The organism is Serratia sp. N21D137 (genome assembly GCF_047530005.1).
GTDB classification, from domain to species: Bacteria; Pseudomonadota; Gammaproteobacteria; order Enterobacterales; family Enterobacteriaceae; genus Chania; species Chania fonticola_B.
In genome coordinates, this window is sequence record NZ_JBLJAJ010000013.1 from 26,169 (window position 1) to 52,337 (window position 26,169).

The window sequence follows — 26,169 nt, forward strand, 5'->3', positions numbered from 1 at the left end:
CGCATGAAGCCTTCTATTGTTGCCAAACTGGAAGCGTTACAAGAGCGCCATGAAGAAGTTCAGGCGCTGCTCGGCGATGCCAGTGTCATTGCCGATCAGGATCGGTTCCGTGGCCTGTCGCGCGAATATGCGCAGTTGACCGACGTCAGCCGTTGTTTTCTGGAATGGCGTCAGGTGCAGGACGATCTCGCCACGGCAGAAATGATGCTGGACGATCCGGAAATGCGTGAAATGGCGCAGGAAGAGCTGAAACAGGCCAAAGCGGCGACGGAAGAACTGGAACAACAGCTGCAGGTGTTACTGCTGCCCAAGGATCCGGACGATGAGCGCGACTGCTTCCTCGAAGTGCGCGCCGGAACCGGTGGCGACGAAGCGGCCATCTTTGCTGGCGATCTGTTCCGTATGTATAGCCGTTACGCTGAAACTCGCCGCTGGCGAGTTGAGATCATGAGCGAAAACGTGGGCGAGCACGGCGGTTACAAAGAGGTGATTGCCAAAGTGTCTGGCGACGGCGTTTACGGTCAACTGAAGTTTGAATCTGGCGGTCACCGCGTTCAGCGCGTGCCGGAAACCGAATCTCAGGGGCGTATTCATACCTCTGCCTGCACGGTGGCGGTGATGCCAGCGGTGCCAGAGGCGGAGCTGCCAGAAATCAATGCGGGCGATCTGAAAATCGATACCTTCCGTTCTTCCGGGGCCGGTGGCCAGCACGTTAACACCACCGATTCGGCGATCCGTATTACCCACTTGCCAACCGGCATTGTGGTTGAATGCCAGGACGAACGTTCACAGCACAAGAACAAAGCCAAGGCGATGTCGGTGCTTGGGGCACGTATCCGCGCGGCAGAGATGGCGAAACGCCAGTTGGCAGAGGCTTCCACCCGCCGCAACCTGCTGGGCACCGGCGACCGTTCCGATCGTAACCGTACCTATAACTTCCCGCAGGGGCGTGTGACCGACCACCGTATCAACCTGACGCTGTATCGTCTGGATGAGGTGATGGAAGGCAAGCTTGATATGCTAATCCAGCCGATCGTGCAGGAATACCAGGCCGATCAGTTGGCTGCACTCTCTGCCGAGCCTGAGTAATGGATTATCAAACCTGGCTGAAAACCGCGACCTTACGCCTGACGCACAGTGATAGCGCCAAACGTGATGCGGAGATCCTGTTGGGTTTCGTAACCGGTCGGGCCAGAACCTACCTGTTGGCATTTGGCGAAACTCTGCTGACGGCAGAGCAGGCTGAGAAGCTAACGGTGCTGCTGGCTCGCCGTGAACGCGGGGAACCGGTGGCGTATCTGGTTGGCGAGCGTGAGTTCTGGTCGCTTCCGCTCTCGGTTTCGCCCGCTACGCTAATCCCGCGCCCGGATACCGAATGTTTGGTGGAGTTGGCTCTGGAGCGCCTGCCCGCAACGCCGTGTGCCATTCTGGATCTTGGTACCGGTACCGGCGCGATTGCCCTGGCGTTAGCCAGCGAACGGCCAGACTGCCAGCTTACCGGCATCGATCTGCAACCGGAAGCCGTGGCGCTGGCGCAGCATAACGCGCAAAAACTGGCGATTAACAATGCGCGCTTTTTGCAAGGGAGCTGGTTTACGCCGGTCGCCGGGCAAAAGTTTGCGCTGATCGCCAGTAACCCCCCCTATATTGATGAAGCCGATCCTCACCTTGCGCAGGGCGATGTCCGCTTTGAACCTGGCAGTGCGCTAGTGGCCGCCGAGCAGGGTCTGGCCGATCTGGCGGCGATCGTGCAGCAGGCCGCAGATTATTTAGAGCCGCAGGGTTGGCTGTTGCTTGAGCACGGTTGGCAACAGGGTGAAAATGTACGTACGCTGTTGAATGCTGCGGGATTTATCGCGGTGGCAACGCATCGCGACTATGGCGGCAACGATCGCGTGACTCTGGGCCAAAAACCACTATAAGAAACCAAGGAAACCACTATGGCCGCTTACATGGCGCTAAAACATCTGCATTTATTAACGGTAGCCATCAGCATTACGTTGTTTGTACTGCGTTTCTTCTGGAAGTGGCGTGCATCGCCGATGAGCAACAAGCGCTGGGTAAAGATCACGCCGCATATCAATGATACGGTGCTGTTTGCCACCGGTATTGCCCTGGTGGTGATGTTCAAACTTTACCCACTGCTTGGCATGGACTCGTGGCTGACCGAGAAGTTGTTTGGCGTTATTATCTATATCCTGTTGGGCTATGTCGCCTTGGGCAAGAAGACGCAAAGCTGGAATATCCGCACCTTGGCATTCGTTCTGGCACTGGGCTGTCTGTATCTGATCGTTAAACTTGCCACGACCAAAATACCGTTCTTGATGGGATACCTATGAGCAGCATTGCCGATTTTGAATTTAACACTTCCTCACTCAGTGAGGGGGTGATCCTGGTATCAAAGATCATTCGGCGGGACTTTCCGGTGGCGGAAGTTGAGCGCAAGTTACAACAGTTGAGTGAAGAAGCGCGCGCAATCATCCCGGACGATCTCAACCAGGATCAGCAGTTGGAAGCGCTTATCGAGTTATTCTTTAAAACCTGGGGATTCGGCGGTGCCAGCGGTGTTTATCGGCTCTCTGACGCTATCTGGCTGGATAAGGTGTTGGAAGCCCGCCAAGGTACGCCAGTCTCTCTGGGAACCATTTTCCTGCATATTGCCCACCAGTTGGATCTGCCGCTGATGCCGGTGATTTTCCCCACTCAGTTGATCATGCGTGCTGACTGGCTGGATGAGGAGATGTGGCTGGTCAACCCGCTGAACGGGGAAACGCTTAACGAACATCAGTTGCAGGTTTGGCTCAAGGGTAATCTGGGGCTGGGGGCTGAACTGGAAGATGACGATCTGGACGAATCGGAAAACATTCTGGTGGTGCGTAAGATGCTCGATACGCTGAAAGCCGCGCTGATGGATGAAAAGCAGATGGAAATTGCGTTGCGAGCCAGCGAGGCGGTGCTGAGTTTTGACCCGGACGACCCTTACGAGATCCGCGACCGTGGTTTGATTTATGCCCAGCTGGAATGCAACCATATCGCCATTTCCGATCTCAACTATTTTGTCGAGCAGTGTCCTGAAGACCCGGTGAGTGAAGTGATAAAAATTCAAATCCACTCCATCGAGCTCAAGCAGGTCACGCTGCATTAATTCACTGATTCCGATTTATTAATCAATAAGGTGCAAGCATGGAACAGAAAGTAGTCAGCATTGGCGACATCAAGGTAGCGAACGATCTGCCGTTTGTACTGTTCGGCGGTATGAACGTACTGGAATCACGCGATTTGGCGATGCGCATCTGCGAACATTATGTCACCGTGACGCAAAAACTGGGCATCCCTTACGTTTTCAAAGCCTCTTTTGATAAAGCCAACCGTTCATCTATCCATTCTTACCGTGGCCCAGGCCTGGAAGAAGGGATGAAGATTTTCCAGGAAATCAAAAGCACCTTCGGCGTGAAAATTATCACCGATGTGCACGAAGCCGCACAGGCGCAGCCAGTTTCTGAAGTGGTTGATGTGATCCAGCTGCCCGCCTTCCTGGCACGCCAGACCGACCTGGTTGAAGCCATGGCGAAAACCGGCGCGGTGATCAACGTCAAGAAACCGCAGTTCGTCAGCCCGGGCCAGATGGGTAATATCGTTGATAAATTCAAAGAAGGCGGCAACGATCAGGTTATTCTGTGCGATCGTGGCAGCAACTTTGGCTATGACAACCTGGTGGTCGACATGTTGGGTATCAACGTGATGAAGAATGTGACCGGTGGTCATCCGGTGATCTTTGACGTGACCCACGCCCTGCAAACTCGCGATCCGTTTGGTGCGGCCTCAGGCGGCCGCCGTGCGCAGGTTGCCGAGTTGGCTCGTGCTGCTATGGCGGTAGGTTTGGCTGGCCTGTTTATCGAGGCGCACCCAGATCCAAGCAATGCCAAATGCGATGGTCCTTCGGCGTTGCCGTTGGATAAGCTGGAACCGTTCCTGGTACAGATGAAAGCCATCGACGATCTGGTGAAAAGCTTTGCTGAGCTGGATACCAGCAACTAACGACTGCTGACAAATCGCTCAGTGGGGGCGCGCATGCTGCGCCCGCCAATCTGAAGGCCCGACATTAAGCTGTCGGGCCTTTTGCTTTAGTGGGCGTTCAGCGCGGTGAGCGCTTCTGGCAGGGTGGGGTAGAAATGCAGCTTACCATCGATTGGCTTCATGCGAGCACGAGCCAGGGTTTTTAGCGGCTGGAATGGAATATCGGTGATCACCAGCTGTTTTTCGGCGGGCAGGGCGTCGATATAACGTTGCAACGCGTTGAGCCCCCCGGCATCCAGCACCGGCACGGCATCCCATTGCAGTACGATGGTGTGATAGTTTTCACCGCGTACCAGCAGATCGTTGAACACGCGTTCGGCAGCGGCGAAGAACAGCGGACCGTTGACGCGCAGCACCAGCCGGCCATCTTCGGCGCTCAACTCGCTTAGGCGGGTCATGCGTGCGATTCGGCGCATAAACAGCAGTGAGGCCAGTACGATGCCAACGGTAATGGCAATCACCATATCAAACAGTACCGTTAGCGACATACACAGCAGCATCACCAAAATGTCGTCTTTAGGCGCCCGGCGCAGCAGATAAACCACTTTATGCGCCTCGCTCATGTTCCAGGCAACCAATAGCAACAGCGAAGCCATCGCCGCCAGCGGTAAGTAGGACAGCCACGGTGCCAGCATCAGCAAGGACAGCAGCACCATTAACGAGTGGATGATTGCCGAAACCGGTGAGGTTGCCCCTGCACGCACGTTGGCTGCCGAGCGGGCAATGGCGGCGGTTGCGGTGATCCCCCCGAAGAACGGGGCGATGATGTTACCCGCGCCCTGGCCAATCAGTTCGGCGTTGGAGTGGTGCTTTTTGCCCGTCATGCCATCCAACACTACCGCGCAAAGCAGCGATTCGATCGCCCCAAGCATTGCCATGGAAAAGGCTGCCGGTAATAGAGCGGAAAGCAGCTGCCAGCTTAGTTCCGTCGGTTTACCATCGCCAGCAGGCAGATGCCAGGGCAATAACCACTGCGGCAGGATCGGCGGGATACCTTGGCCTTGGCTGCCGTCGGCCAGTTCGAAACTGAAACGAGAGCCAATGGTCGCAACCTGATGATCGAACTGAGCCAGGATAGCCATCACTGCGGTGCCAGCCAACAAGGCGGGCAGGTGGCCGGGAATACGCAGCCCCAGCTTTGGCCAGAGCAGCAGGACTACCAGAGTGACCACGCCAATCAGCGTATCGCCATAGTCCAAGGTGGGTAAAGCATGCAACAGCGCATTCACCTTACCGATGTAGTTTTCCGGTACTTCCGCCAGCTGTAAGCCAAAGAAATCCTTCACCTGCATGGTGGCGATGGTAATGGCAATCCCGGAGGTAAACCCAAGCGTGACCGAAAGTGGAATGTACTCGATCAGGCGGCCAAGCCGCGCTAACCCCATAATCAGCAGGAATACGCCGGACAGCATGGTGGCAATCAATAAGCCAGAGAGCCCAAACTGCTGTGAAACGGGGAACAGGATCACCACAAACGCCGCGGTGGGGCCGGAAACGCTGTAGCGCGAACCGCCGCTGACGGCGATCACGATGCCAGCAATGGCGGCGGTATACAGCCCATACTGTGGGGGAACGCCGCTGGCAATGGCTAGCGCCATCGCCAGCGGTATGGCAATGATGCCGACGGTAACCCCGGCAATGGCATCTTTCAGTAGACGTTGAAGGGAATAGGGCTCGCGCCAGCAGGCATCTATCAGGGCGCTGAAAGGGCGGATACCGTTGATTTCGTGCGTTTTCATCAAAGTTGCAAACCAAGTCTATAAAAGAGAACGGAATGGCGGGCCATGGAGGTCCGTCTCGGAATAGCTGGTAGATACCATACCCCTTTCTGCCCGCCGATACCTAGATTTGTATCAAAGCATCTGGATTGTGATTAATTTATATTTGTTCAGCGGACTATGTGCGCCAAGCGCCAGCCTGTGCAGATCGTCCGCTGCGGATGGGGGGAAAAGCGCAGCTTTTATCGCTTAGTGTACTGCGGGTAAGGATAAGCCGAGAAACAGAGCAAGAGTGCTGACCAACAGATGATGGTCTTCGAGCTGCGGAGAGCCAGAAAGCGAGATGGAACCGACGCAACCCACATTGAGCAGGTTGATAGGGAATGCGCCGCCGTGGGCGGCATAGTCACGTACGCTAAGGCCATATCTTTCCTCCAGCGTAACCTGCCGCTGTTGCAGGCGTAAGCCCACGGCATAAGAGCTTTTATGAAAATGGTTGACCACGTTGCGCTTGCGCCGCACCCAGTCGGCAATGTCTGGCGTTGCCCCTGGCATGGCGTAATAAAACAGCGTTTGTCCGTTCAGCTGAATTTCGATAGCGATGGGTAATTGGCGATGTTCTGCGGCATTTTTTAGCGCTACACCCAGCTCCCACGCGGTGGCATGGTCGAAATGGTGGAAGGTAAGGTCCGTTTCTTGGGTCACCAGCGCTTGCAATTCATCATCGATATTCATCAGATTTTCCCCGTGGTGTGATGGATAACAGACTATCCTGAATTGAGGATAGGACATAGATTGCCTGGCAATAACATATACCCGCCTAGTCATTGTGATTTTTAGTATGATGAGCGCTGTCGGAAGCGGTATTACAGGGGGCCGTTGTCAAAAATAACCCGAAAAACTTCATTGCCGCATCCTGGAGTATGCCGAATAGTTATGACATATATTGCGTCGATCTCGTCTTTTTACAGTGACGCGTGCATCACCTATGCCACGCTGTCGGTCGCCTACTTTGCGCTTAGCAAAAATGCCCCTTTTTCCTTCCAGTCCGCCGTGTGCAAACGGGTGTTATTTGGTGTGCTGGCAGGGCTGGCGGTGTTGTATCTGAATCAGTCTCGGCTGTTGCTCACCGGTAATATTTATTACAGCTTTGCCATGATCCCGATGATTTTGGTGCTGTTTTTCGGAGGTGCAGTCAGTGGGATAGTGTGCTATCTGGTAAACTTTGGCTTTAACGGTGGCTTCACGCTGGATAATCTGTTTATCGGTTCGATCATCTTGCCGCTGTTGCTATCGGGGGTCTGGCGGAAAAAATCGAACCGGGTGTTTTACCTTACCATCGGTATCATTGCGCTTTACCGTATTGCCGTGGTCGGCTTGTTCGTCAACTTCCGTGAACTGTGGCTGGATATTCTGTTGTATCAGGCTGCATCGGCGCTTTGCCTGGCGATTTGCTACCACGCCCTGAGCTTTAAAGAGCGCCATATCAACGCCTTTTTCTCCATGCGCAACAAGGCGACGACCGACAGTCTGACCCACATCAACAACCGTGCCAGTGTGGACTACAAAATGATGCTGCAGCATGCTCAACGAGAGTCTTGTGGCCTGATGTTGCTGGATTTGGATAATTTCAAACAGGTCAATGACACCTATGGCCATTTGGCCGGTGACGGTGTGTTAGCCAGCGTAGGGGCCATTTTGCAAGAGTGCGTTCGCGATGAAGACTTTGTCGGGCGCTACGGTGGCGAGGAGTTTATGGTCATCACTTCCAGCTATGAACCGCAGCAGATTGCTGCCGTGGCGGAACGTATTCGCAGCAGGGTGGAAGGATTTGATTTTATTACCGATAACGGGTATCCGATCCGCATGACCATCTCCATCGGGACCTCGCTCTATCTGGCCGGTATGTCGGTGGAGAAAGCGATAGAAATGACGGATGAAGCGCTGTATGACGCTAAACGCGAGGGTAAAAACCGCGTGGTCAGCAGCCGGTTGATGTTGTTATCCCAGCTGGGGAGGAAGTTTAGCCCTATGGCGGCTAAGAAGTCTTAGCCTGGCCCAGGAGTTAACCGTGCTTTTTTTTACGTCTTCACTTTTTTCCTTCCAGCGTTGTTGCGTCGGTTTTAGCTTCGACAGCAACATTGTTTTCGGCATAATCTAACTCTTTAGATAAAAAGTAATTAAGGAATGTACGTATCACGGCAATGATGACCAGTTTAATCAACTCCTCCATGCTAGGGTTGATTGTCGTTGCCAAGATATCAGCCGCTAATTGAAACTCTAACGCCAAAGCAAGCCAGGTTCCAAAGCGCGCCCTGATTAAATAGAGTATAGACTGACTTTTAACTTTGGTTATTGTGGTATAAAGTGCCTTTACCAACCCGACAAAAACGCAAATAACGGATAGAAACTCTAAAAAAACCTGTAGCATTAGAGAGAAATAGATAATTATTTCTTTGATACTTTCCAATTAGATAGCTCCATTTTCCATGTTTATCAGCCTCTCACCAACAAACCGTGTTTAGTGAATGGCTTGGAATAGGGCGTTTTAGCTCAGGCCCTAAAGGATTTTACTTTTCGCTATGCTTGTTGTTTAAGTGGAGTGAAAAACACCTGTTGAAATAAGCCTTGAGGTGTTCTTCCATCGCGTGAACTTTTTCGTCAATGCGCTGGCAAAGGAATTCGTCGCTATTCATTGCCTCGACTCGTTGTAACGCTATTAAGTCAATTTCTTGTTTTTGTTCTTCAGTCAATTCGCCGCCAGTGTGCTGATTAGTCATGATGATACCTGTATCCTGAGTAAAGTAACTAAATTATAACGCTATGGGTATTGTAGCAAATACTTTCTAACTTTTGTTTAAACGGAGTGTGGCGATAAATTGTCCGTTTTTATCGTTGTGACGTTTACCACTACCTTGAAGCCGCGCCACTCAGACTGGCCTTTTACCAAAAGAAAGGGGACATGCAAAAAAGTCTGAGCGTGAATTCAGACTTTTTCTTTAGAATATGGCGGTGAGGTCGGACTTGATTCGCAAGCTCACCCTGCGGGCGGCCTGTCGGCCGTCCAAAATGTCTCTGCGCTGCGAGCCATTTTGTCGAACCCTGTCGAGGTTTCTCACCCCTCTCTGATTGGGGTACATGCAATAAAAAAGCCTGAACGTTAGTCCAGGCTTTCTCATTTAATATGGCGGTGAGAGAGGGCTTGATTCGCAAGCTCACCCTGCGGGCGGCCTGTCGGCCGTCCAAAATGTCTCTGCGCTGCGAGCCATTTTGTCGAACCCTGTCGAGGCTTCTCACCCCTCTCTGACTGGGGTACATGCAAAAAAAAGTCTGAACGTTAGTTCAGACTTTCTCTTGGAATATGGCGGTGAGAGAGGGGTTCGAACCCTCGATACACTTTCGCGTATACACACTTTCCAGGCGTGCTCCTTCAGCCACTCAGACACCTCACCGTACGTTGCGCTTGCTCAGTGCAACGGGGCGCTACTATAGGGAGAGTCGGCTAACCGGTCAAGAATATTTTTACGGTTTTAGCTCAGGTGGTTAAGCCGTGGTCGCTTTGCCGTAAATCAAGGCCGGAAAACCGGTTTTACTAGCCCATCGACATCCACACCTATCGCAGCCGCCGGTTTTGCGTTCGGGATCCTCAAGTCGGCGCGCAAACGGTATATCGATGCCAAGTATCTGCAGGTTGCCGAAAAAGCACTGCAAGGAAACAAATCAACACCGATGGCGAACTGATGCAGGCCTCGTTCGGAACCGCGATGGGCAAAAACCTTGACTATTATCGCCAGGTCCCGCTGACTTCGATACCTGGTGGTCAGGCAACGAGCTGCTGCCGTGGCCCGTAAGAGAGAGGCTGCTGAGATAACCTCTCTTCCCCCAACAGCGCAGGGGCTATCATCTCCCTTTCCCTGTGGGTGAGGGCATCAAACCAATAAAGACCGTCTTTTTGCGTGGGCCGGTCATCAAAGACTCCAGCTCTTTGACACAGGCCAGGTAGTGCGGGGTCGTTTTATGGAAAGCCACGGCCTGCTCATCGGCGTAAGCCTCGTAAATATAAAAGCGCGTAGGGATGTCAGGGTCCTGTAACACATCGAAGCGTAGGTTGCCCTTTTCCTGGATCGCGCCCAGATGGTTTTGCCGAAACACCTCGATAAACCGTTCAACCTTGTCGTCATGAACGTTAATTTCGACCAGGGTAACGTGCATAATCAGCCTCCTTGAATGGGCGGGCCTGGAAACCGGCCCGCATTTCAGCCGTATCAGCCTTTTTCGCTGAGGAAGAGTTCGTAGGCGTGTTCTACCGTTTCGTTCTGATGAACGATGGTGTGCACCGCCTTGATCATGGCAACCGGGCTTGCTGACTGGAAAATATTCCGCCCCATATCGACCCCGGCCGCCCCTTGATCGATGGCCTGGAAGCACATCTCCAGCGCCTCGCGCTCTGGCAGTTTTTTCCCACCGGCGATGACGATAGGGACTGGACAGCCAGCCACAATGCGTTCGAACCCTTTATCCACGTAGTAAGTCTTGATGATTTGCGCCCCCATCTCGGCGGCAATACGCGTGGCCAGTGAGAAATAGCGCTGATCGCGCGCCATATCTTTCCCTACGCCGGTCACCGCCATGGTGGGCATGCCGACTTTAAGACCTGCATCGACCAACTGGATGATGTTTTTAATCGACTGGTGTTCATGTTCCGTACCGATGTAAACCTGCGCGGCGACGGCACAGCTATTAAGACGGACCGCGTCGTCCATGGCGACAGCCACCGCCTCATTGCTCAATTCGGTCAGAATGGAGTTTGCTCCTGAAGCGCGCAGGACGATGGGTTTGTTAGTGGCAGGCGGGATCACGCTACGCAGAATACCCCGGGTACACATCAACACGTCTGCATGCTGAAACAGCGGCGCAATATTGATATCAATCCGCTCCAGCCCGGTCGTCGGGCCTTGGAAATAGCCGTGGTCAAAGGCCAGCATCACGGTTCGGTTAGTGCGGGGGTTGAAAATGCGTGCCAGGCGGGACTGCATACCCCAATCCAGCGCACCACACCCTTTTAAACTAAACAGGGCATTTTGCTGCGGTCGGTCAATATGGAAGTCTTTACCGTCTTTGATGTCATCTAAATCAGCCATTGTCTTACTCCCTCCAAATAATCGGGGCGATGGTTAGAAGTTGTATTTGTCGATATTGTCTTTATTGAACACCACGCGCTCAGGTAGCAGCACGATGCCATTGCCTTTTGCCTGGTAGTCATAGCCTTGAACGCTGTTTGGCGAAACCTCTACCTGGCCCACACCAGGGATGTCGAGCTTGTCGCCAACCTTCAATTCACCGTTTTTCAGCAGGGCGTTGGCCACGTAAACCGAAATTTTCCCCTGTTCGACCACATCCCACAGGCCGAACTCTTTAACCGTGCCGCGCTGAATATAAGGGCGCATGACGTTTGGGGTGCTGAATCCCACAATCGCCACGTTGTCACGCTTGAGGTTTTCTGCCGCCTGGGCCGCTGCGGGCAGGGCATTGGCATCCGGGGCGATGATGGCGTCCAGATCGCCGTAGGCTTTCAGGATCCCTTCGGCGGTTTGCAGTGACTTGGTGGCATCGTTGTAACCAAACTGCGTGGTGACCACTTCCCAGCCCGGATGGTCTTTCTCGATTTTACGTTTGGCTTCATTCACCCACTGGTTTTGGTCGGTGACCGTCGGGCTGGAATAGAAGAAGGCGACTTTGGCCTTTTCTTTCTTCACCTGATTGGCTGCCATATAGACCAACATGCCTCCGAGTAGGGCTGGCGTACCCTGATTGATGTAATAAGAGCGGCATTCGGGCTTGGTGTCTGAGTCCCAGGTCAATACCTTCACCCCACGCTGCATGGCTCGTTTTAGTGCCGGGCATAGTCCTTCCGGGGAGACGGCAGAGACGATAATGGCGTTATAGCCCTGGTTAACGAAGTTATTGATCAACTGAACCTGGCCGGAAACACTGGGCTCGGTTGGGCCATCGTAGGTTACGTCAACGCCCAGCTCTTTCCCCGCCTCTAATGCTCCATTACCGCCGCTGGTGAAAAAGCCGACGCCCACCAGCTTGGGGATAAAGGCAATGCGCTCTGCTGCCTGTACGCCAATGCTTAGCGAAGCCATGCCGAGTACGCTTAAAAGCGCGATTTTTTTGATACGTTGTAGGCTCATGTTGTTCTCCGTATATCGCGTTGTCAGAAGATGTATGTCATCGTTCAAACCTGATGGATGCTGCTGCGCCGTTGGATCCACTCTCTGATTTGATGCCGATGCAGGCTGATGGAGCGGCCAACGACGACAATAATCAGCAGCGCTCCGGAAAGTGCGCTGGAGATCTGATTGGGCACGCCAGCCATTTGTAATCCTTGTTGCAGATAACCGACCAGCAAGACGGCTACGGCGGTACCGAGAATGGAACCTGAGCCGCCGTAAATATTTGCCCCGCCAAGTACTACCGCCGTGATGGCTGGCATCAGGAAAGAGGCGCCGAGGTCGGAACGAGCCGAACCAAAGTAGGAAACCAGCAGCACCGCAGCGATGGCTGAAGCAAAGCCGGTCATTGCATAGAGTGCGTACAGCGTTCGGTTAACCGGGATCGCACTGTATTGCGCCACGCGCTGGCTTTGGCCAATCAGGAAGATGTTGCGCCCTGCATGTGTCCGGTGCATCAGCAGCCAGCACAGCAGCACACAGACCATAAAGAAGGTCAGCGGTACTGGTAGGCCGAACACGGTCAGGTTGGCGAAATCGGTAAAGACCATCGGGAATCCGCCGATGCCTTCATAGCCGGTGGCACCAGAGATGCCCGAAAGCAGCAGGGCGCTACCGCCAAACAGGTACATGGTGCCGAGGGTGATCACTAGAGGATTGATACCGGTGTAGATGATCAAGCCGGCGTTGATCAAACCGCACAGGGCGCCCAGGGCCAGCGTTATCGCTATTGCCAACGGCAAGGGCAGGCCCGCCTGGAACATCACTCCTAGCGCAATGGCGCACAGGCCAATGGTGGAACCAAATGAAATATCAATGCCGCCACTGACGATCACCATGGTTAACGGCAGTGCCACAATGCCAATACAGATAAAATCGCTGGTGCTGAACAGCAGGACATTAATGTCCAGCATGCGTGGATTTACGACCCCGAACGCCAGGATCTCAATCAGCAGCAGGGCGGCCAGCGCCAGTTCCCAGCCGAAACGTCGCCATTGTGCCATCATGCGATCTCCCGTTTTTTTCCCTGGGCAGGGCGTTGGGTGGTGTGAGGGGATGTGGGGGCCGAGGGGGGAGGATCGATAAACCTGGCATACTTCTGGCGGCGGATATTCTTTTGCAGGGCACAGCGCAGGCGGCCATCAAACACCAGAACCCCCAACAAAACCAGGCCAGCGATAAAGTCGTTCCACCAGGCAGGAATGCGCAACAGTACCAGCACGCTGTCGATCTGCGTCAGGAAATAGGCTCCCAAAATGGCCCCCACCACCGTGCCAGAGCCACCAAGCAGGCTGATACCTCCCAGCACGCAGGCGGCAATAGCCTTCATTTCCAGGCCGGTGCCGGTTTGATTTGGAATAAAGCCAATCTGTGCGGCAAACACGATCCCGGCGAGCGCTGCCATTAGCCCATTCAGTGAGAAAGCGATGATGCGGATGGCCTCGGTGCGGATACCGAGTTGACGAGCCCCCTGCAGGTTGTCACCGGTGGCATAGAAGCTGCGGCCGAATGAGGTTTTCAACAGTAGCCAGGCCATTAACGCCACCAGCAGTAAGGTTAGCCAGCCAATCGGTGAGATGCCCAGCAGCACCGGTGAAGAAAGCTGCTTGAGCGAGCTTGGCAACCCTTCGATCCATTTACCGCCGGTCCATAGCAGCATGATGCCACGATAAAGACCAAGGGTGCCCAGAGTGGCGACTATGGCAGGAATTTTAAACCAGGCGACCAGCACGCCATTAAAAAAGCCCGCCAGCAAACCGAGTAGCAGCGTGACGCCAAAGGCGACGGGCAAGCTGTACCCGGCATTGAGCGTTATCCCAAGCAGCACCGCACACATCCCGGTGATGGAACCGACGGAGACATCAATGTTACGGGTCAGCATGACCAGCGCCGCGCCGATGGCTAGCAGCATCAGGATTTGCGAACTGCTGAAGATCATGGTCAGCGTCTGAAAACTGAAATAGCTGCTATCAATGCTCCCCAGTAGCGCAAACAGAGCGATGATGGCCAGCAGCGCCGTCAGCTCTCGGTTGTTTTGTATTATCTTTAGCATGAGGTCTCCCCGTTGGTATGAGGTTGATAGGAGGAGGGAGATACGACGTGTTGTTCGCCAAAGGCCATATGCATGATGGTATCCACAGTAATCTCGTTGCCACACAGAGCGCTGCTTGCCACCTCGCCCTGGTGCATGATGCAGACGCGATCGGACATCATGGCTATCTCTTCGAGATCGGATGAAATAAACAGGATAGCGACATGCTGTTGGGCAATGCTCCGAATGAGCTGATAGATATCGTTGCGTGCACCGACGTCGACGCCACGGGTCGGTTCATCAACGATCAGCAACTGTGGCGATGCTTCTAGGCATTTGGCGATCAGTATTTTTTGTTGATTACCGCCAGACAGGGTGCGGGCCGGTTGTTCTGGGTGGTTGAATTTGATATTCAGTGCCCGGCGATAACGTTCAAGCGTAGCGTTATCACGCTGTGGATGGGCCCAGAACCCGCCGTTATTATGGGTCAGGGCACAGACGTTCCAGGATAACGATGAATCAAGATACAGCCCGGAAGACTGCCGGTCTTCCGGTAAATAGATCAGCCCGCGCTGCAACCGCTGGCGGGTGCTCAGTTGCGCGATCTCTTCACCATTGAGCAGGATGCTGCCCGCACTGGCTGGGCGTAATCCATACAGCGTTTCAGCCAACTCGGTGCGCCCGGAACCGACTAGGCCAGCCAGACCCAGGATTTCCCCGGCGTGGACGTTGAGTGTCACCTGCCGGAAGCCTTCTCCAGTGAGTTCCCTCAACTGCAATACGGCTTTGCCCTGAGGGTTGGCTGGCCGATTGCCAGGCAGTTCGAGCCACAGTTTCTGGCTAGCGGAGAGATCCACATTACGGGCGGCTGGGGTGATTGCCTGAATAATCTCATCCGTGGTCAGCGAGGCGGTTTTCCCCGTCAGGGCGATTTTGCCGTCACGCATTACGCTAACGCGGTCGGCAATCTGGCGGATTTCCGGCAGCTTATGGGAAATAAAGACGATACCGACACCTTTGCCAAGCAGTTCATGCAGGCGGGCAAATAGTCTGTCCGTTTCGGCAGGCGTCAGCGACGCCGTGGGTTCATCCAGGATCAGGATCTGGGAATCACGCATTAATCCCCGCATGATCTCTACAATCTGGCGGTCAGCCACATCCAGCGACCCTGCCATACTGTTGGGCTCAAGCTTGCATCCCAACAGTTCGAGTAATTGCTGCATTTTTTCAACAGCAGCCCGCTTGGCAGGCAGACCAAACAGAATATTCTCTTTAACCGACAGGCTGGGGAACAACAGCGGTTCCTGCGGCACCAGATAGATCCCCAGTTGATGCGCTTTTACCGGGGTCAGGCTGGCACAACGCTGGCCATTGATCTCGATAGCGCCGCCGTCCGGTGGTACTACGCCAGCAATGATCTTCATCAGCGTGGACTTCCCTGCGCCATTGCCACCGAGCAGGGCATGTACCTCCCCGGCGTGCAAGGTAAAGTCGATGCCTTTCAGCACCTCAACACCGGAATAGTGCTTATTGATATTTTGTACACAGAGCAGAGGTGGGTCTGGGTATTCACCGGTTTGCATCTTGCCTCCGTTCACTCAAAGATGAGCGACTGAGTTGAACAAATATTTTTTAGAAAACTAATTGTTCATAACCTTAGTCATGGTTTGGCGATAAAACCATCACTGCGATCACGTTTTTTGAATAATTGTGTTCTGTAGAAACCGATGTTCAAATTTGGTGTATATTTGTGGCATGACTCACAGCTATTGTTGAGCGATAGCGGAACAATTGTGTTCAAGATTTAAAAATGTTCAAAGAGAAGCGGATTTATGACGATAAATGACAGTGCATTGATTACCGAACATGGCATGTGCGAGGAGGAGCAGGTTGCCCGCATCGCCTGGTTCTATTATCACGATGGGCTGACGCAAAGCGAGATCAGTACCCGGCTTGGGCTAACGCGGCTTAAAGTTTCGCGTTTGCTGGAGAAAGGGCATCAGTCTGGGATCATTCGGGTGCAGATTAACTCCCGCTTTGAAGGTTGCCTACAGTATGAAGATGCGTTGAAAAAACATTTTGACCTGAAAAACATTCGCGTATTGCCCTCTTTGGCCGATGCTGATGACAGCGCGAGGTTGGGGATCGGTGCGGCACACATGCTGATGGAATCGCTGCAGCCGCAACAGATGTTGGCGGCGGGATTTGGTGAGGCCGCCATGAGCACCTTGAAAAGGCTCAGCGGCTTCATTTCTTCGCAGCAAATTCGCCTGGTTACGCTTTCCGGTGGTGTCGGGCCTTATATGACCGGGATTGGTCAGTTGGATGCGGCCTGCAGCGTCAGCATGATCCCAGCGCCATTGCGCGCTTCCTCTGCCGATATTGCCCGTACCCTGCGGGATGAAAATAGCGTCAGGGACGTGCTGCTTGCGGCCCAGGCTGCCGATGTCGCCGTCGTTGGGATCGGTGCGGTGAGTCAAAAAGATGCCGCTACCATTTTACGCGCTGGCTATATCACCGAAGGCGAGCAACTGATGATTGGCCGCAAAGGCGCTGTTGGCGATATTCTTGGCTACTTTTTCGATGCCAGCGGCGACATTATTCCCGACATGCAAATTCATCAAGAATTGATAGGGCTGAGCTTGAGCGCGCTTGCCACCATACCTACCGTTGTCGGGGTTGCGGGGGGAGTAGCAAAAGCCGAAGCGATCGTGGCGGCATTGAAGGGCGGCTATATCAACGCGTTGGTCACCGATCAGGACACGGCGGCAGAAATGCTCAAACTTATTGGAAAGTAAAGGTTAATAACGATGTAACAGACTGTCTCAAACACCAGCCGAGGACAAACTCATGGCTCGACTCTGTACTCCTGCCACATCAGGCCAATACCTGATGGCTCTGGATGCCGGTACCGGCAGCATCAGAGCGGTAATTTTTGATTTGGAAGGCAATCAAGTCTCAGTAGGGCAAGCCGAATGGCAACATTTGGCAGTCCCTGATGTACCGGGCTCCATGGAATTCGATCTTGCCAAAAATTGGCACCTCACCTGCCAATGCATCCATCAGGCGTTAAAGATGGCGGCCATTGCGCCGGAGACGATTGCGTCGGTAGCTGCGTGTTCAATGCGTGAAGGGATTGTGATCTATGATGCAGAAGGTCAGCCGATCTGGGCATGTGCCAACGTAGATGCACGGGCAACACGTGAGGTCAGCGAGTTAAAAGAGATCCACAACCATACTTTCGAAGATGAGGTTTACCGTTGTTCAGGGCAGACACTGGCACTCAGCGCCATGCCCCGGCTACTGTGGTTGGCGCATTACCGCCCTGATATCTATCGCCAGGCAGCCGCGGTCACCATGATCAGTGACTGGCTGGCTTATATGCTTAGCGGTGAACTTGCGGTCGACCCATCAAATGCCGGGACGACCGGGTTGCTTGATCTGGTCACACGAGACTGGAGAAAAGGCCTGTTGGAAATGGCGGGCCTGCGCTCTGACATCCTTTCACCGGTAAAAGAGACGGGAACGCCGTTGGGGTCGGTGACGGCCAATGCCGCGTCATTGTCAGGCCTGAGGGCGGGCACACCGGTGATTGTCGGGGGAGGTGATGTCCAACTGGGATGCGTGGGTCTTGGCATTGTCAGGCCAGCACAGACCGCCGTATTGGGCGGAACGTTCTGGCAGCAGGTGGTGAACCTTCCTGCGCCGGTTACCGATCCCAATATGAATGTGCGCATTAACCCGCATGTGATCCCGGGAATGGCTCAGGCTGAATCCATCAGCTTTTTTACCGGCCTGACCATGCGTTGGTTCCGCGATGCCTTCTGCGCCGAGGAGAAGCTGATTGGTGAACGTCTGGGCGTGGATACCTATGCCTTGCTGGAAGATATGGCCAGGCGGGTACCATCAGGTGCTCATGGCATTATGCCTATCTTCTCCGATGTCATGCGCTTTAAGAACTGGTATCACGCCGCCCCCTCATTTATCAACCTGTCGATCGATCCGGAAAAGTGCAACAAAGCTACGTTGTTCCGCGCCCTTGAAGAGAACGCGGCCATCGTGTCGGCCTGTAATCTACAACAAATCGCCGAGTTTTCAGGTGTCAAAGCCGATTCGCTGGTGTTTGCCGGCGGTGGTTCAAAAGGCACGCTCTGGAGCCAGATCCTGGCCGATGTCACCGGGCTGACCGTACGAGTCCCGGTGGTTAAGGAAGCTACCGCGCTGGGATGTGCTATTGCGGCTGGTGTGGGGGTAGGGGTCTATTCGTCGTTGGCAGATGCGGGGGAGAGCCTGGTGCGTTGGGATAGGGAACATATCCCGAACCCAGATAACAGTGAGGTTTATCAACATGCACGTCAAAAATGGCTGGAGGTGTATCTGGATCAACTTGGTTTGGTTGATCACGGGTTGACGACCTCAATGTGGAAGGCACCCGGCCTTTAAAGGAGGCATCATGATCAAGACCAATGAAATGGATCACGACTATCGCTTCGGCGACAATGGCCCCAAATACCTGATCCGTGGGCCGATGTGCGATATGGGCGTCGTGGTGTTACAGCCAGGGCAGTCATTCAGAAATCACCGTCACAAGGAGGTTTGCGAAGTCTTTTATACTATCAGTGGAGAAGTGTGCCTGTATCTGGAAGGGGAGATGCACATGCTGCGTGAAGGGGATGTGTTGCAGTGTGATCCTGGCGAGGCGCATTTCCTGGTCAATACTGGCTCGATACCGTGGAAAGGGGTATTTGTGAAATCGCCGCATATTTTAGGGGATAGTCATCCCGCAGAGCCTGAGAGTTATTAAGGCGAAAGCCTGAGTTCCCGCCTTGAAGCCAGGTGATTTAAGTTGTCCTGTTCTGTTTGGCATGTTAAATAAAACATAATACTAAAACAGGTACTTAAAAATCCTATCCTCTCAAGGACAAGCGAGTAACAATGCAGATAATGAATGTCAAACAGGCCAGGATAATCAGTTTCATCTTTGTGATGGGGGGGATCCTGCTGCTGTTGCCGTTGCATCTTCTTACCTGCTTTATGGCGGGTTTTCTGGTCTACGAGATCGTGAATATCCTTACGCCACATTTTCAGAAGGTGATTGGCGGCCATCGGGCCAGGTGGCTGGTGGTGGCGGTGATCAGCACGTTGGTGGTCAGCCTGTTGATCGCCATTGTGGGGAGTATCGTCGGCTATCTGATGCAGGATATGAAGAACATCTCTGGCATCAACACCCGTATTGCGTTCATCCTGCAGGATGTCCAGCAAGAGGTGGCAAAATATATGCCGGGCTATCTGCCGTTGAGTGTGGCAGAACTGAAGAACGAGATCCTGAGCCGTCTGCAACAGCACATAGCGCTGCTGCAGACTATGGGCAAAAGCGTGCTGCATGGCCTGGTGACCATGCTGATCGGGATGGTGCTCGGAGCCATCGTCTCACTGTATAACATTGATAGCAGCGAGGAGCGGCCATTACTGAAAAGTGAGCTGATGAAAAGGATTTCCCTGCTATCGCAGGCGTTCCGCAATATTGTGTTTGCTCAGGTTAAAATATCGGCAATCAATACCTTCTTCTCGGCTATCTTTATCCTTGGTGTGCTACCGCTGTGCGGGATCCATATCCCGTTGGCGAAAACGCTGGTGGTGTTTACCTTTATCTTTGGCCTGCTGCCGGTGATCGGCAATCTGATCTCCAATACCATTGTTTTCATCTCTGGCCTGTCGGTTTCACTCGGAGTGGCACTGATTGCGCTGCTCTACCTGATCGTGATCCACAAGTTTGAGTATTTCCTCAATGCCCGCATTGTCGGCACTAAGATCAGGGCTAACTCCTGGGAGATCTTGCTGGCGATGTTGGTGTTTGAGGCGGCATTCGGCCTGGCTGGCGTGGTTGCCGCTCCTATCTATTACGCCTATCTGAAAAGTGAACTCAGGGAAGCCAAGCTGATTTGAAGGGGGGGAACCCTGTCGAGACTTCTCACCCCTCCCAGAGAGTGGTACATGCAATAAAAAAGCCTGAATATGAATTCAGGCTTTCTCATTTAATATGGCGGTGAGGGAGGGCTTGATTCGCAAGCTCACCCTACGGGCGGCCGGTCGGCCGTCCAAAATGTCTCTGCGATGCGAGCCATTTTGTCGAACCCTGCCGAGGCTTCTCACCCCTCCCAGACTGGGGAATATGCAAAAAAAAGAGTCTGAACGTAAGTTCAGACTCTTTCTTATAAGATGGCGGTGAGGGAGGGGTTCGAACCCTCGATACACTTACGCGTATACACACTTTCCAGGCGTGCTCCTTCAGCCACTCAGACACCTCACCGTTTTGTCATCGGCAACGTTTACGTTGTCGACGGGCGCTAATGTAGGAGAATCTGATCCCAGCGTCAATAGTCTTGTGACATTACCGCGCGCGTTTAGCCAAACTTCCAGCAATCTGCTGATTTGTCGCACGATAATTCCTCCCTCCCAGTGTCAGTTTATTCTTGCATCGTGCGGCAAAGCGCGAAAGGATAACTAAAATCCACCCAACAAGGGAACCGGCAGTGAATATCATTTTCTATCACCCGTTTTTTGATGCGCAAGAGTGGCTGGCAGGCATGGCGAAGCGCTTACCACAGGCGAATATCCGGGCATGGCAACCGGGCGACGATCGTCCGGCGGACTACGCGCTGGTATGGCGGCCACCTTATGAGATGCTGGCCAACCGCCGCGATCTGAAAGGGATCTTTGCCCTGGGGGCTGGCGTCGACGCCATCCTTGAACAGGAGCGCCAGCATCCCGGCAGCCTACCGGCGGGAGTGCCGGTGATCCGGCTGGAGGATACCGGCATGGCACAGCAGATGGATGAATACGCGTTGGCCGGCGTGTTGCGTTATTTTCGCCGTTTTGATGAGTATCAGTTGCAGCAACAGCAGCAGAACTGGTTGCCGCTTGAGCCTCATCAGCAGAGCGATTTCACTATCGGCATTCTGGGCGCTGGGGTGTTGGGGAAAAGCGTGGCACAAAAGCTGGTGGCGTTCGGTTTTAACGTCCGCTGCTGGAGCCGCAGCCCCAAGCAGATTGAGCATGTACAGAGTTTTGCCGGGCAACCTCAGCTAGCAGCGTTTCTTGATGGCACGCGCTTGCTGATCAACCTGTTGCCTAATACGCCTGAAACGGCGGGTATCCTCAACCGCCAGTTGTTTAGCCGTTTGGTGCCGGGCGCTTACCTGATCAACATTGCGCGCGGTGCCCATCTGGTGGAAGACGATCTGCTGGCGATGTTGGCACAAGGACAACTGACGGCCGCCATGCTTGACGTCTTCGTCAACGAACCTTTGCCGTCCGCTCATGCCTTCTGGCGTCATCCTCGTGTCACGATTACGCCGCATATTGCTGCTGTTACCCTACCGGAACAGGCGATGGATCAGGTTAGCGCCAACCTTCTGCGGCTTGAGGCGGGTGAACAGCCTTCAGGCCTGGTTGATATTCAGCGTGGCTATTGATGCTTTCACAACCCGCTAACATGTCGATAGCGGCGTTAACTGCTATCATGAACAAGGATCGGCCCGCCATCCGCTGACCCTGGCGAGGGCCTAAGAAGGAGAAAGAATGTACCCCGTTGATTTACATATGCATACCGTAGCCAGTACCCATGCCTATAGCACCCTGCACGACTATATCGCCGAAGCGAAACAAAAAGGCATCAAACTGTTCGCCATCACTGACCACGGGCCGGATATGGCCGATGCACCACACTACTGGCACTTTATGAACATGCGTGTGTGGCCACGCCTGGTGGATGGCATTGGCATTCTGCGCGGCATTGAAGCCAATATCAAAAACCTGGCCGGTGATATCGACTGCACCGGACCCATGCTCAACGAAATCGATCTGATTATTGCCGGGTTCCATGAGCCGGTATTTGCACCGCAGGATCGGGCCGCCAACACTGAGGCGATGATTGCCGCCATGGCGCAGGGCGATGTCCATATCATCAGCCATCCGGGCAACCCCAAATATCCGGTCGATATCCCGGCGATAGCCGCAGCGGCAGCCAAATATCAGGTAGCGCTGGAACTGAATAACTCTTCGTTTATTCATTCACGCAAGGGCAGTGAATCAAACTGCCGTGCGATAGCGGCCGCCGTGCGTGACGCGGGCGGCTGGCTGGCATTAGGCTCAGACTCGCACGTGGCTTTTGCTCTCGGTGGTTTTGAACACTGCGAACGTATCATTGAAGAAGTGAATTTCCCGCAGGAGCGCATTTTAAATGTGTCACCGCGCCGGATCCTGAGCTTTCTTGAGCAGCGTGGAAGACCGGCAATTGCGGAATTAGCCGATCTGTGACATCGTCACGGCAAATTTTAGTTTTATAGGGTGTTATCATGAATGAGTTTTCCGTTGTCTGCCGGGTGTTGGGCACGCTGTTTTACCGCCAGCCACAGGATCCGTTGTTGGAGCCGCTGTTTACCTTGATCAAAGAGGGCAAACTGCAACAGCACTGGCCGCTCGAGCAGGACGAACTGCTGACTCGTTTGCAACAGCATTGTACCGATCCGCAGTTGGCCGCCGATTTTAACGCTCTGTTTGTCGGCAGCGAATGTAGTGTGTCACCACTGCGTTCGTCCTACGTTGAAGGTGCCAGCGAAGCGGACGTGCGGGTATTTCTCCAGCAGCGTGGGATGCCATTAGGCGAAGCGCCAGCCGATCATTTCGGTTTGCTGCTGCTGGCCGCCTCCTGGCTGGAAGATCAGTCGCAGGAAGATGAGGTCCAGGCGCAAATCACGCTGTTTAACGAGTTCTTGCTGCCTTGGTGTGGCCGCTTCCTGGGTAAGGTTGAAGCACATGCCACCAGCGGTTTTTACCGTACTTTGTCAGAGATCGCTCGCCACGCCATCGCAGCTATGTGTGATGAGCTAGCAGAATATGAGCAGGATGAAGAAGGGAAGGACGAACAAGAGTAAATGAGCGAGGGCGCAGCAAGCACTGCGCCCCTAACAACGATTAGTCGGTAAACGGGATCACCAACTGACCGGGCTTCACTTCCAACCCTTTAGCCAGTTTGAGTGCCATGGCTTCCGTTTTGCTCTTATCCGCATTGAGAACATATACCGGTTTCTGATCGAAATACGATTTCAACGACTGGTTCAGGTAAGGCGATAAAGCCTTCATCACCGTATCCATCTTCTCCGGCTGTACCTGGTAATCGACCAACTCCATGTCTTTGAGGAAGATCGCTCCCTTTTCGCGGTCGTAGACCGGTTGCGCCTTCAACGTTAGCTGCAAATCGGAGGCCTGTGGCCCGAGGATCGAAGTGATATTGACCTTGGCATTAGCAGACAGTGTCACCTTGTTAGGTTCAGTGCGGCCAATCTGGCTCTGCAACTGGGTTAACACGATATTGGCATCAACCAACCCCGGCACGCCGATCTGCTTTTGGTAGTCGTTGTGTTTTTGCAGGTAATTATTCACTTCCTGCTCGCTGACGCTGTATTGGGTAAGCTGGTTACAGCCGACAAGCGTACCGGCAACGACCAGGGCGGCCATGCCCATCAGGATCTTCTTCATTCAAACCTCGTAAAACGAAAATGCGGCAGACTTTGACTGTTGCAAACCAAAGGTGACTGCCAGCAAAGAAAAATTTCAGCTTGCAGGATAACAGATGACGCGGCGCAAAGGGTTTTTTACCTGGTCGGATAAGGCTGAAATTACCTATCGCCGCAGCCGCCATACCAACAGCACCACGCCTCCCAGACAGGTTAACCCGCCAAGCGCCGGGAACAGAGGAATTCCCCACAGCTGGCTGGTGGAACGCATTAGATAGGGAGCCAGCCCCAGTGCGAATGCCGCCGTGACGATCGCAATGGCCAGCGTGACAGCCGCACGTTCCAGAGCCTTGCTGAGCTGGCTGAGGTTCTTGACGTTGATTTCGGCGTCTATCTTGCCCTGCTTTAAACGGCGCATCAGCAAACGAATGGCCTGCGGAAGTTCCTCTCCGGCGTCCAGCGCCTCACCACCCAGCAATAGAGCACGACGGCGCAGCGCTTCAGGCGTATAGCGCTGGAGCATCACCTGGCGCAGCATCGGTTTCAGGGTGGCAACGATATCAAAGGCGGGATCCAAGCGGTGCAAAACGCCATCTGCGGTGATCAGTGCCTTGAATAACAGCACCAGATCGGGGGGCAACTGTAGTTGGTGCTCGCGGGCCATCACCAACAGGTCGGTGAGTGCCTTGCCTAGCGTCAGGGTGCTCGAAGCCTGCTTATCGAGAAAGTTTTGCGCAGCTTGTTCCAGATCGATCAGATCCAGCTCCTGGCTGTCAGACCAGGCGATCAGCGTATTGACGATGCCGTCGCTCTGGCGCTCCGCAATGGCCTGCAGCAACAGCAGCAGCTGATTGCGCCGCCGTTCCGACAGTTGGCCAACCATGCCAAAATCGATAAACCCTACGTGGTTGTCACCCAGGGCCATTACGTTACCGGGATGAGGATCGGCGTGATAAAGCCGATGTTCCAGCACCATGGCCATAAAAGCCTGCGCGCCACGCTGTGCCAGCAACGGGCCATCGAACCCGGCGGCGGCTAATTGTTGGGGATTTTCGGGCGCGATGCCGGGTAGATATTGTTGTACCAGCAGGCGTTTTGACGAGTGCTGCCAATAAATTTTCGGGATCACCACGTCGGGCTGTTTGGCAAAGTGTTGCGCAACCCGATCGCAATTATTACCTTCATGCGTCAGGTCCAGCTCGTGATTAAGCGCGGTAGCCAGCGTTTGCACCATCTGGTGCGGGCGATAACGCGCCAGCGCCGGGCTTTGTTGCTCCACGGTTTCTGCCAGATAGGCCAACAGGCGCAGATCGGCATGAATGGTTTTGGCTAATCCGGGGCGCAACACTTTTACCACCACCGACTAGCCACTGTGCAGGCGGGCGCGGTAGATTTGTGCCATGGAGGCGGCGGCTAGCGGGATCGGATCAAATTGGGCAAAGACCTGCTGAGGGTCGCTGCCCAGGTCGGCGGTGATCTGCGCAGCCAGCTTTTCCCAAGGAAGGGTTGTCGCCTGGCTATGCAGGCGCTCCAGCTCGTCGGTCCAGCGCTGTTCCAGCAGGTCGGTGCGGGTGGCCAGGATCTGGCCGAATTTAACGAAGGTGGGCCCCAGAGCTTCCAGAGCCGCGCGCAGACGTTCTGGCAATGTCTGATTATCAACCTCCACGCCGCCGCTGCTCAGGCCGCCAAGCATCTTGCCTAACCCGAGCAGCCTGATCACGTCCTGCAAACCGTAACGGATCAGTACGGATGAGATTTCTTGCAGCCTGGCGCGGTCACGAGCGGTGACAAAAAACATTTTTAGCATCTGCGCGTGGCTCCCTTATCGCCGTTGCGGATCATTGCTCCATATCGAACAGCAACGGAATATCAACGCGCTGCGCCATGCGGTTGCGGTAAGCCTCCACGTTGTCCGGCAGGGCGACACCGGCCACGATCGACAGTGAGCGTAACAGCGGGAACAGATGGATATCATCTTCACTGAGAGTGCCGTTGACCGCTTCCGAAGACTGGATCAGCGGGGAGAGCGTGGCCAGATCCTCTTCCAATTGGGCGATCAGGTCGGCACTGTCGGCCAGTAACACGGCAAAATCACCGCTGGCAGCCTGTTTTTTGTCCCTGAAATAGCGGCGTGCGTTGTCAGTGGCGAACTCTTCGAAATCGGCATTGGCAAAGCGCGGTAACAGCAGTTTGTTGACGTAGGTGGCAGTGTGTTGCAACCACGCGGCGATGGCCGGATTGGTTTTCCCCGTCAGTAGCGGTTTACCGTCCAGGTTATCGACGTAATGCACGATATCCATGCTTTCGGGTAGATAGCTACCGTCGTCTTTTTGCAGGATAGGCGCCATTTTCTTGCCGATCATGCTGGTGGGGGTGATTTCGTCATCGCTTAGCAGGGTCACCAAACGCACCGGCAAATCCTTGAGGCCGAATATCATGCGGGCCTTTACGCAGAACGGGCAGTGATCGTAAATAAACAGTTTCATGCTTGCTCCTGTTGTCGGGTTTAGCAGCCAGTCTGGGCCGCTGCGCAGGTTGTTGTGGGATGATGCTCCATCATAAGCCTTTCTGCGCCGTTTTTTGTACTA

At 54.0% G+C, this 26,169-nt stretch carries 25 protein-coding genes, 2 tRNA genes and 2 pseudogenes; 14 read left to right on the top strand and 15 right to left on the bottom strand.

The features are described from left to right. The first annotated feature begins 3 nt into the window (after positions 1–3). The 5 genes from prfA to kdsA are packed head-to-tail and all read left to right on the top strand — an operon-like array spanning position 4 to position 4,038. Positions 4–1,089 (top strand): peptide chain release factor 1, encoded by a 1,086-nt coding sequence (gene prfA / locus ACMV5H_RS12285; protein WP_021181103.1) that lies wholly within the window; start codon positions 4–6, stop codon positions 1,087–1,089. After that, positions 1,089–1,922: a peptide chain release factor N(5)-glutamine methyltransferase gene (gene prmC, locus ACMV5H_RS12290; RefSeq protein ID WP_094981377.1), complete on the top strand. Its 834-nt coding sequence runs from the start codon at positions 1,089–1,091 to the stop codon at positions 1,920–1,922. Before prfA ends, prmC begins: the two co-directional genes overlap by 1 nt. A gap of 18 nt (positions 1,923–1,940) precedes the next feature. After that, the gene (locus tag ACMV5H_RS12295; RefSeq protein WP_021181105.1) at positions 1,941–2,339 is read left to right on the top strand and encodes a SirB2 family protein; all 399 of its coding nucleotides are present in this window, start codon (positions 1,941–1,943) and stop codon (positions 2,337–2,339) included. Then, positions 2,336–3,145 carry an invasion regulator SirB1 gene (gene sirB1, locus ACMV5H_RS12300; RefSeq protein ID WP_021806696.1) on the top strand — a complete coding sequence of 270 codons (810 nt, stop codon included), beginning with the start codon at positions 2,336–2,338 and terminating at the stop codon, positions 3,143–3,145. The genes ACMV5H_RS12295 and sirB1 overlap by 4 nt, the downstream gene beginning before the upstream one ends. A gap of 38 nt (positions 3,146–3,183) precedes the next feature. Further along, positions 3,184–4,038 carry a 3-deoxy-8-phosphooctulonate synthase gene (kdsA, locus tag ACMV5H_RS12305; RefSeq protein WP_414821915.1) on the top strand — a complete coding sequence of 285 codons (855 nt, stop codon included), beginning with the start codon at positions 3,184–3,186 and terminating at the stop codon, positions 4,036–4,038. Between the two features lie 86 nt (positions 4,039–4,124). Here the strand turns inward: kdsA and dauA are convergent, their stop codons facing one another. After that, a complete protein-coding gene (gene dauA, locus ACMV5H_RS12310) occupies positions 4,125–5,816 on the bottom strand; it encodes a C4-dicarboxylic acid transporter DauA (RefSeq protein ID WP_021806695.1) in 1,692 nt (563 codons plus the stop codon). A gap of 228 nt (positions 5,817–6,044) precedes the next feature. Further along, the gene (locus ACMV5H_RS12315) at positions 6,045–6,530 is read right to left on the bottom strand and encodes a heme-degrading domain-containing protein (protein ID WP_179247600.1); all 486 of its coding nucleotides are present in this window, start codon (positions 6,528–6,530) and stop codon (positions 6,045–6,047) included. 201 nt (positions 6,531–6,731) lie between these two features. On the opposite strand from ACMV5H_RS12315, the gene ACMV5H_RS12320 reads away from it, so the two are divergent. Further along, entirely contained in the window at positions 6,732–7,847 is a 1,116-nt protein-coding gene (locus ACMV5H_RS12320; protein ID WP_414821916.1) for a GGDEF domain-containing protein, read from the top strand. Between the two features lie 37 nt (positions 7,848–7,884). Here the strand turns inward: ACMV5H_RS12320 and ACMV5H_RS12325 are convergent, their stop codons facing one another. The 3 genes from ACMV5H_RS12325 to ACMV5H_RS12335 all read right to left on the bottom strand — a co-directional run bounded on the left by ACMV5H_RS12325 (position 7,885) and on the right by ACMV5H_RS12335 (position 9,247). Further along, positions 7,885–8,265, bottom strand: a complete 381-nt coding sequence (locus ACMV5H_RS12325) for a DUF1622 domain-containing protein (RefSeq protein WP_037376011.1) — start codon at positions 8,263–8,265, stop codon at positions 7,885–7,887. Positions 8,266–8,365: 100 nt separating this feature from the next. Next, positions 8,366–8,575: a hypothetical protein gene (locus ACMV5H_RS12330; RefSeq protein WP_021806691.1), complete on the bottom strand. Its 210-nt coding sequence runs from the start codon at positions 8,573–8,575 to the stop codon at positions 8,366–8,368. Positions 8,576–9,157: 582 nt separating this feature from the next. Continuing rightward, positions 9,158–9,247 (bottom strand) — tRNA-Ser (locus tag ACMV5H_RS12335). A 166-nt stretch (positions 9,248–9,413) separates the two neighbouring features. Here ACMV5H_RS12335 and ACMV5H_RS12340 point away from each other — a divergent pair. After that, positions 9,414–9,646: pseudogene (locus tag ACMV5H_RS12340) on the top strand (glycoside hydrolase family 88 protein); the annotation flags it as partial. Between the two features lie 49 nt (positions 9,647–9,695). Here the strand turns inward: ACMV5H_RS12340 and lsrG are convergent. The 6 genes from lsrG to lsrA are packed head-to-tail and all read right to left on the bottom strand — an operon-like array spanning position 9,696 to position 15,646. Then, the gene (gene lsrG, locus ACMV5H_RS12345; protein WP_021806690.1) at positions 9,696–10,007 is read right to left on the bottom strand and encodes a (4S)-4-hydroxy-5-phosphonooxypentane-2,3-dione isomerase; all 312 of its coding nucleotides are present in this window, start codon (positions 10,005–10,007) and stop codon (positions 9,696–9,698) included. A gap of 53 nt (positions 10,008–10,060) precedes the next feature. Next, positions 10,061–10,936, bottom strand: a complete 876-nt coding sequence (gene lsrF, locus ACMV5H_RS12350; protein WP_414821917.1) for a 3-hydroxy-5-phosphonooxypentane-2,4-dione thiolase — start codon at positions 10,934–10,936, stop codon at positions 10,061–10,063. Between the two features lie 33 nt (positions 10,937–10,969). Beyond that, positions 10,970–11,992 carry an autoinducer 2 ABC transporter substrate-binding protein LsrB gene (gene lsrB / locus ACMV5H_RS12355; protein WP_414821918.1) on the bottom strand — a complete coding sequence of 341 codons (1,023 nt, stop codon included), beginning with the start codon at positions 11,990–11,992 and terminating at the stop codon, positions 10,970–10,972. A 44-nt stretch (positions 11,993–12,036) separates the two neighbouring features. After that, a complete protein-coding gene (gene lsrD, locus ACMV5H_RS12360) occupies positions 12,037–13,038 on the bottom strand; it encodes an autoinducer 2 ABC transporter permease LsrD (protein ID WP_021806687.1) in 1,002 nt (333 codons plus the stop codon). Next, positions 13,035–14,084, bottom strand: a complete 1,050-nt coding sequence (lsrC, locus tag ACMV5H_RS12365) for an autoinducer 2 ABC transporter permease LsrC (RefSeq protein ID WP_115158816.1) — start codon at positions 14,082–14,084, stop codon at positions 13,035–13,037. The genes lsrD and lsrC overlap by 4 nt, the downstream gene beginning before the upstream one ends. After that, positions 14,078–15,646 (bottom strand): autoinducer 2 ABC transporter ATP-binding protein LsrA, encoded by a 1,569-nt coding sequence (lsrA, locus tag ACMV5H_RS12370; protein WP_414821919.1) that lies wholly within the window; start codon positions 15,644–15,646, stop codon positions 14,078–14,080. Before lsrA ends, lsrC begins: the two co-directional genes overlap by 7 nt. 249 nt (positions 15,647–15,895) lie before the next feature. Between lsrA and lsrR the strand changes: the two genes are divergently transcribed. The 4 genes from lsrR to ACMV5H_RS12390 all read left to right on the top strand — a co-directional run bounded on the left by lsrR (position 15,896) and on the right by ACMV5H_RS12390 (position 20,009). Then, a complete protein-coding gene (lsrR, locus tag ACMV5H_RS12375) occupies positions 15,896–16,861 on the top strand; it encodes a transcriptional regulator LsrR (RefSeq protein ID WP_059201007.1) in 966 nt (321 codons plus the stop codon). A 52-nt stretch (positions 16,862–16,913) separates the two neighbouring features. Continuing rightward, positions 16,914–18,506, top strand: a complete 1,593-nt coding sequence (gene lsrK / locus ACMV5H_RS12380; protein ID WP_414821920.1) for an autoinducer-2 kinase — start codon at positions 16,914–16,916, stop codon at positions 18,504–18,506. A 10-nt stretch (positions 18,507–18,516) separates the two neighbouring features. Further along, positions 18,517–18,867 (top strand): cupin domain-containing protein, encoded by a 351-nt coding sequence (locus tag ACMV5H_RS12385; protein WP_115158819.1) that lies wholly within the window; start codon positions 18,517–18,519, stop codon positions 18,865–18,867. 131 nt (positions 18,868–18,998) lie between these two features. Then, positions 18,999–20,009 (top strand): AI-2E family transporter, encoded by a 1,011-nt coding sequence (locus tag ACMV5H_RS12390; protein WP_021181122.1) that lies wholly within the window; start codon positions 18,999–19,001, stop codon positions 20,007–20,009. A 274-nt stretch (positions 20,010–20,283) separates the two neighbouring features. Here ACMV5H_RS12390 and ACMV5H_RS12395 read toward each other — a convergent pair. Beyond that, positions 20,284–20,373, bottom strand: a tRNA-Ser gene (locus tag ACMV5H_RS12395). A gap of 223 nt (positions 20,374–20,596) precedes the next feature. Here ACMV5H_RS12395 and ghrA point away from each other — a divergent pair. From ghrA to ACMV5H_RS12410, 3 genes are all read left to right on the top strand, one after another. Beyond that, positions 20,597–21,538, top strand: coding sequence for a glyoxylate/hydroxypyruvate reductase GhrA (gene ghrA / locus ACMV5H_RS12400; RefSeq protein ID WP_021806678.1), 942 nt, complete (start codon positions 20,597–20,599; stop codon positions 21,536–21,538). 106 nt (positions 21,539–21,644) lie between these two features. Next, complete coding sequence (locus tag ACMV5H_RS12405; RefSeq protein ID WP_021806677.1) at positions 21,645–22,382, top strand: phosphatase; 738 nt, start codon at positions 21,645–21,647, stop codon at positions 22,380–22,382. 38 nt (positions 22,383–22,420) lie between these two features. Then, positions 22,421–22,999 (top strand): molecular chaperone, encoded by a 579-nt coding sequence (locus ACMV5H_RS12410; protein ID WP_021806676.1) that lies wholly within the window; start codon positions 22,421–22,423, stop codon positions 22,997–22,999. A gap of 40 nt (positions 23,000–23,039) precedes the next feature. On the opposite strand, the gene ACMV5H_RS12415 is transcribed toward ACMV5H_RS12410, so the two are convergent. The 3 genes and pseudogenes from ACMV5H_RS12415 to grxB all read right to left on the bottom strand — a co-directional run bounded on the left by ACMV5H_RS12415 (position 23,040) and on the right by grxB (position 26,067). Further along, a complete protein-coding gene (locus ACMV5H_RS12415; protein ID WP_115158821.1) occupies positions 23,040–23,603 on the bottom strand; it encodes a lipoprotein in 564 nt (187 codons plus the stop codon). Positions 23,604–23,747: 144 nt separating this feature from the next. Continuing rightward, a pseudogene (locus tag ACMV5H_RS12420) lies at positions 23,748–25,388 on the bottom strand (ABC1 kinase family protein). Between the two features lie 31 nt (positions 25,389–25,419). Continuing rightward, positions 25,420–26,067, bottom strand: coding sequence for a glutaredoxin 2 (gene grxB, locus ACMV5H_RS12425; RefSeq protein WP_414821921.1), 648 nt, complete (start codon positions 26,065–26,067; stop codon positions 25,420–25,422). Positions 26,068–26,169: the final 102 nt, after the last annotated feature.

Bases quoted from the DNA above. Each gene is read 5' to 3' on its own strand.
- prfA (WP_021181103.1), top strand. From the start codon at position 4: ATGAAGCCTTCTATTGTTGCCAAACTGGAAGCGTTACAAGAGCGCCAT.
- prmC (WP_094981377.1), top strand. From the start codon at position 1,089: ATGGATTATCAAACCTGGCTGAAAACCGCGACCTTACGCCTGACGCAC.
- ACMV5H_RS12295 (WP_021181105.1), top strand. From the start codon at position 1,941: ATGGCCGCTTACATGGCGCTAAAACATCTGCATTTATTAACGGTAGCC.
- sirB1 (WP_021806696.1), top strand. From the start codon at position 2,336: ATGAGCAGCATTGCCGATTTTGAATTTAACACTTCCTCACTCAGTGAG.
- kdsA (WP_414821915.1), top strand. From the start codon at position 3,184: ATGGAACAGAAAGTAGTCAGCATTGGCGACATCAAGGTAGCGAACGAT.
- dauA (WP_021806695.1), bottom strand. From the start codon at position 5,816: ATGAAAACGCACGAAATCAACGGTATCCGCCCTTTCAGCGCCCTGATA.
- ACMV5H_RS12315 (WP_179247600.1), bottom strand. From the start codon at position 6,530: ATGAATATCGATGATGAATTGCAAGCGCTGGTGACCCAAGAAACGGAC.
- ACMV5H_RS12320 (WP_414821916.1), top strand. From the start codon at position 6,732: ATGACATATATTGCGTCGATCTCGTCTTTTTACAGTGACGCGTGCATC.
- ACMV5H_RS12330 (WP_021806691.1), bottom strand. From the start codon at position 8,575: ATGACTAATCAGCACACTGGCGGCGAATTGACTGAAGAACAAAAACAA.
- lsrG (WP_021806690.1), bottom strand. From the start codon at position 10,007: ATGCACGTTACCCTGGTCGAAATTAACGTTCATGACGACAAGGTTGAA.
- lsrF (WP_414821917.1), bottom strand. From the start codon at position 10,936: ATGGCTGATTTAGATGACATCAAAGACGGTAAAGACTTCCATATTGAC.
- lsrB (WP_414821918.1), bottom strand. From the start codon at position 11,992: ATGAGCCTACAACGTATCAAAAAAATCGCGCTTTTAAGCGTACTCGGC.
- lsrD (WP_021806687.1), bottom strand. From the start codon at position 13,038: ATGATGGCACAATGGCGACGTTTCGGCTGGGAACTGGCGCTGGCCGCC.
- lsrC (WP_115158816.1), bottom strand. From the start codon at position 14,084: ATGCTAAAGATAATACAAAACAACCGAGAGCTGACGGCGCTGCTGGCC.
- lsrA (WP_414821919.1), bottom strand. From the start codon at position 15,646: ATGCAAACCGGTGAATACCCAGACCCACCTCTGCTCTGTGTACAAAAT.
- lsrR (WP_059201007.1), top strand. From the start codon at position 15,896: ATGACGATAAATGACAGTGCATTGATTACCGAACATGGCATGTGCGAG.
- lsrK (WP_414821920.1), top strand. From the start codon at position 16,914: ATGGCTCGACTCTGTACTCCTGCCACATCAGGCCAATACCTGATGGCT.
- ACMV5H_RS12385 (WP_115158819.1), top strand. From the start codon at position 18,517: ATGATCAAGACCAATGAAATGGATCACGACTATCGCTTCGGCGACAAT.
- ACMV5H_RS12390 (WP_021181122.1), top strand. From the start codon at position 18,999: ATGCAGATAATGAATGTCAAACAGGCCAGGATAATCAGTTTCATCTTT.
- ACMV5H_RS12405 (WP_021806677.1), top strand. From the start codon at position 21,645: ATGTACCCCGTTGATTTACATATGCATACCGTAGCCAGTACCCATGCC.
- ACMV5H_RS12410 (WP_021806676.1), top strand. From the start codon at position 22,421: ATGAATGAGTTTTCCGTTGTCTGCCGGGTGTTGGGCACGCTGTTTTAC.
- ACMV5H_RS12415 (WP_115158821.1), bottom strand. From the start codon at position 23,603: ATGAAGAAGATCCTGATGGGCATGGCCGCCCTGGTCGTTGCCGGTACG.
- grxB (WP_414821921.1), bottom strand. From the start codon at position 26,067: ATGAAACTGTTTATTTACGATCACTGCCCGTTCTGCGTAAAGGCCCGC.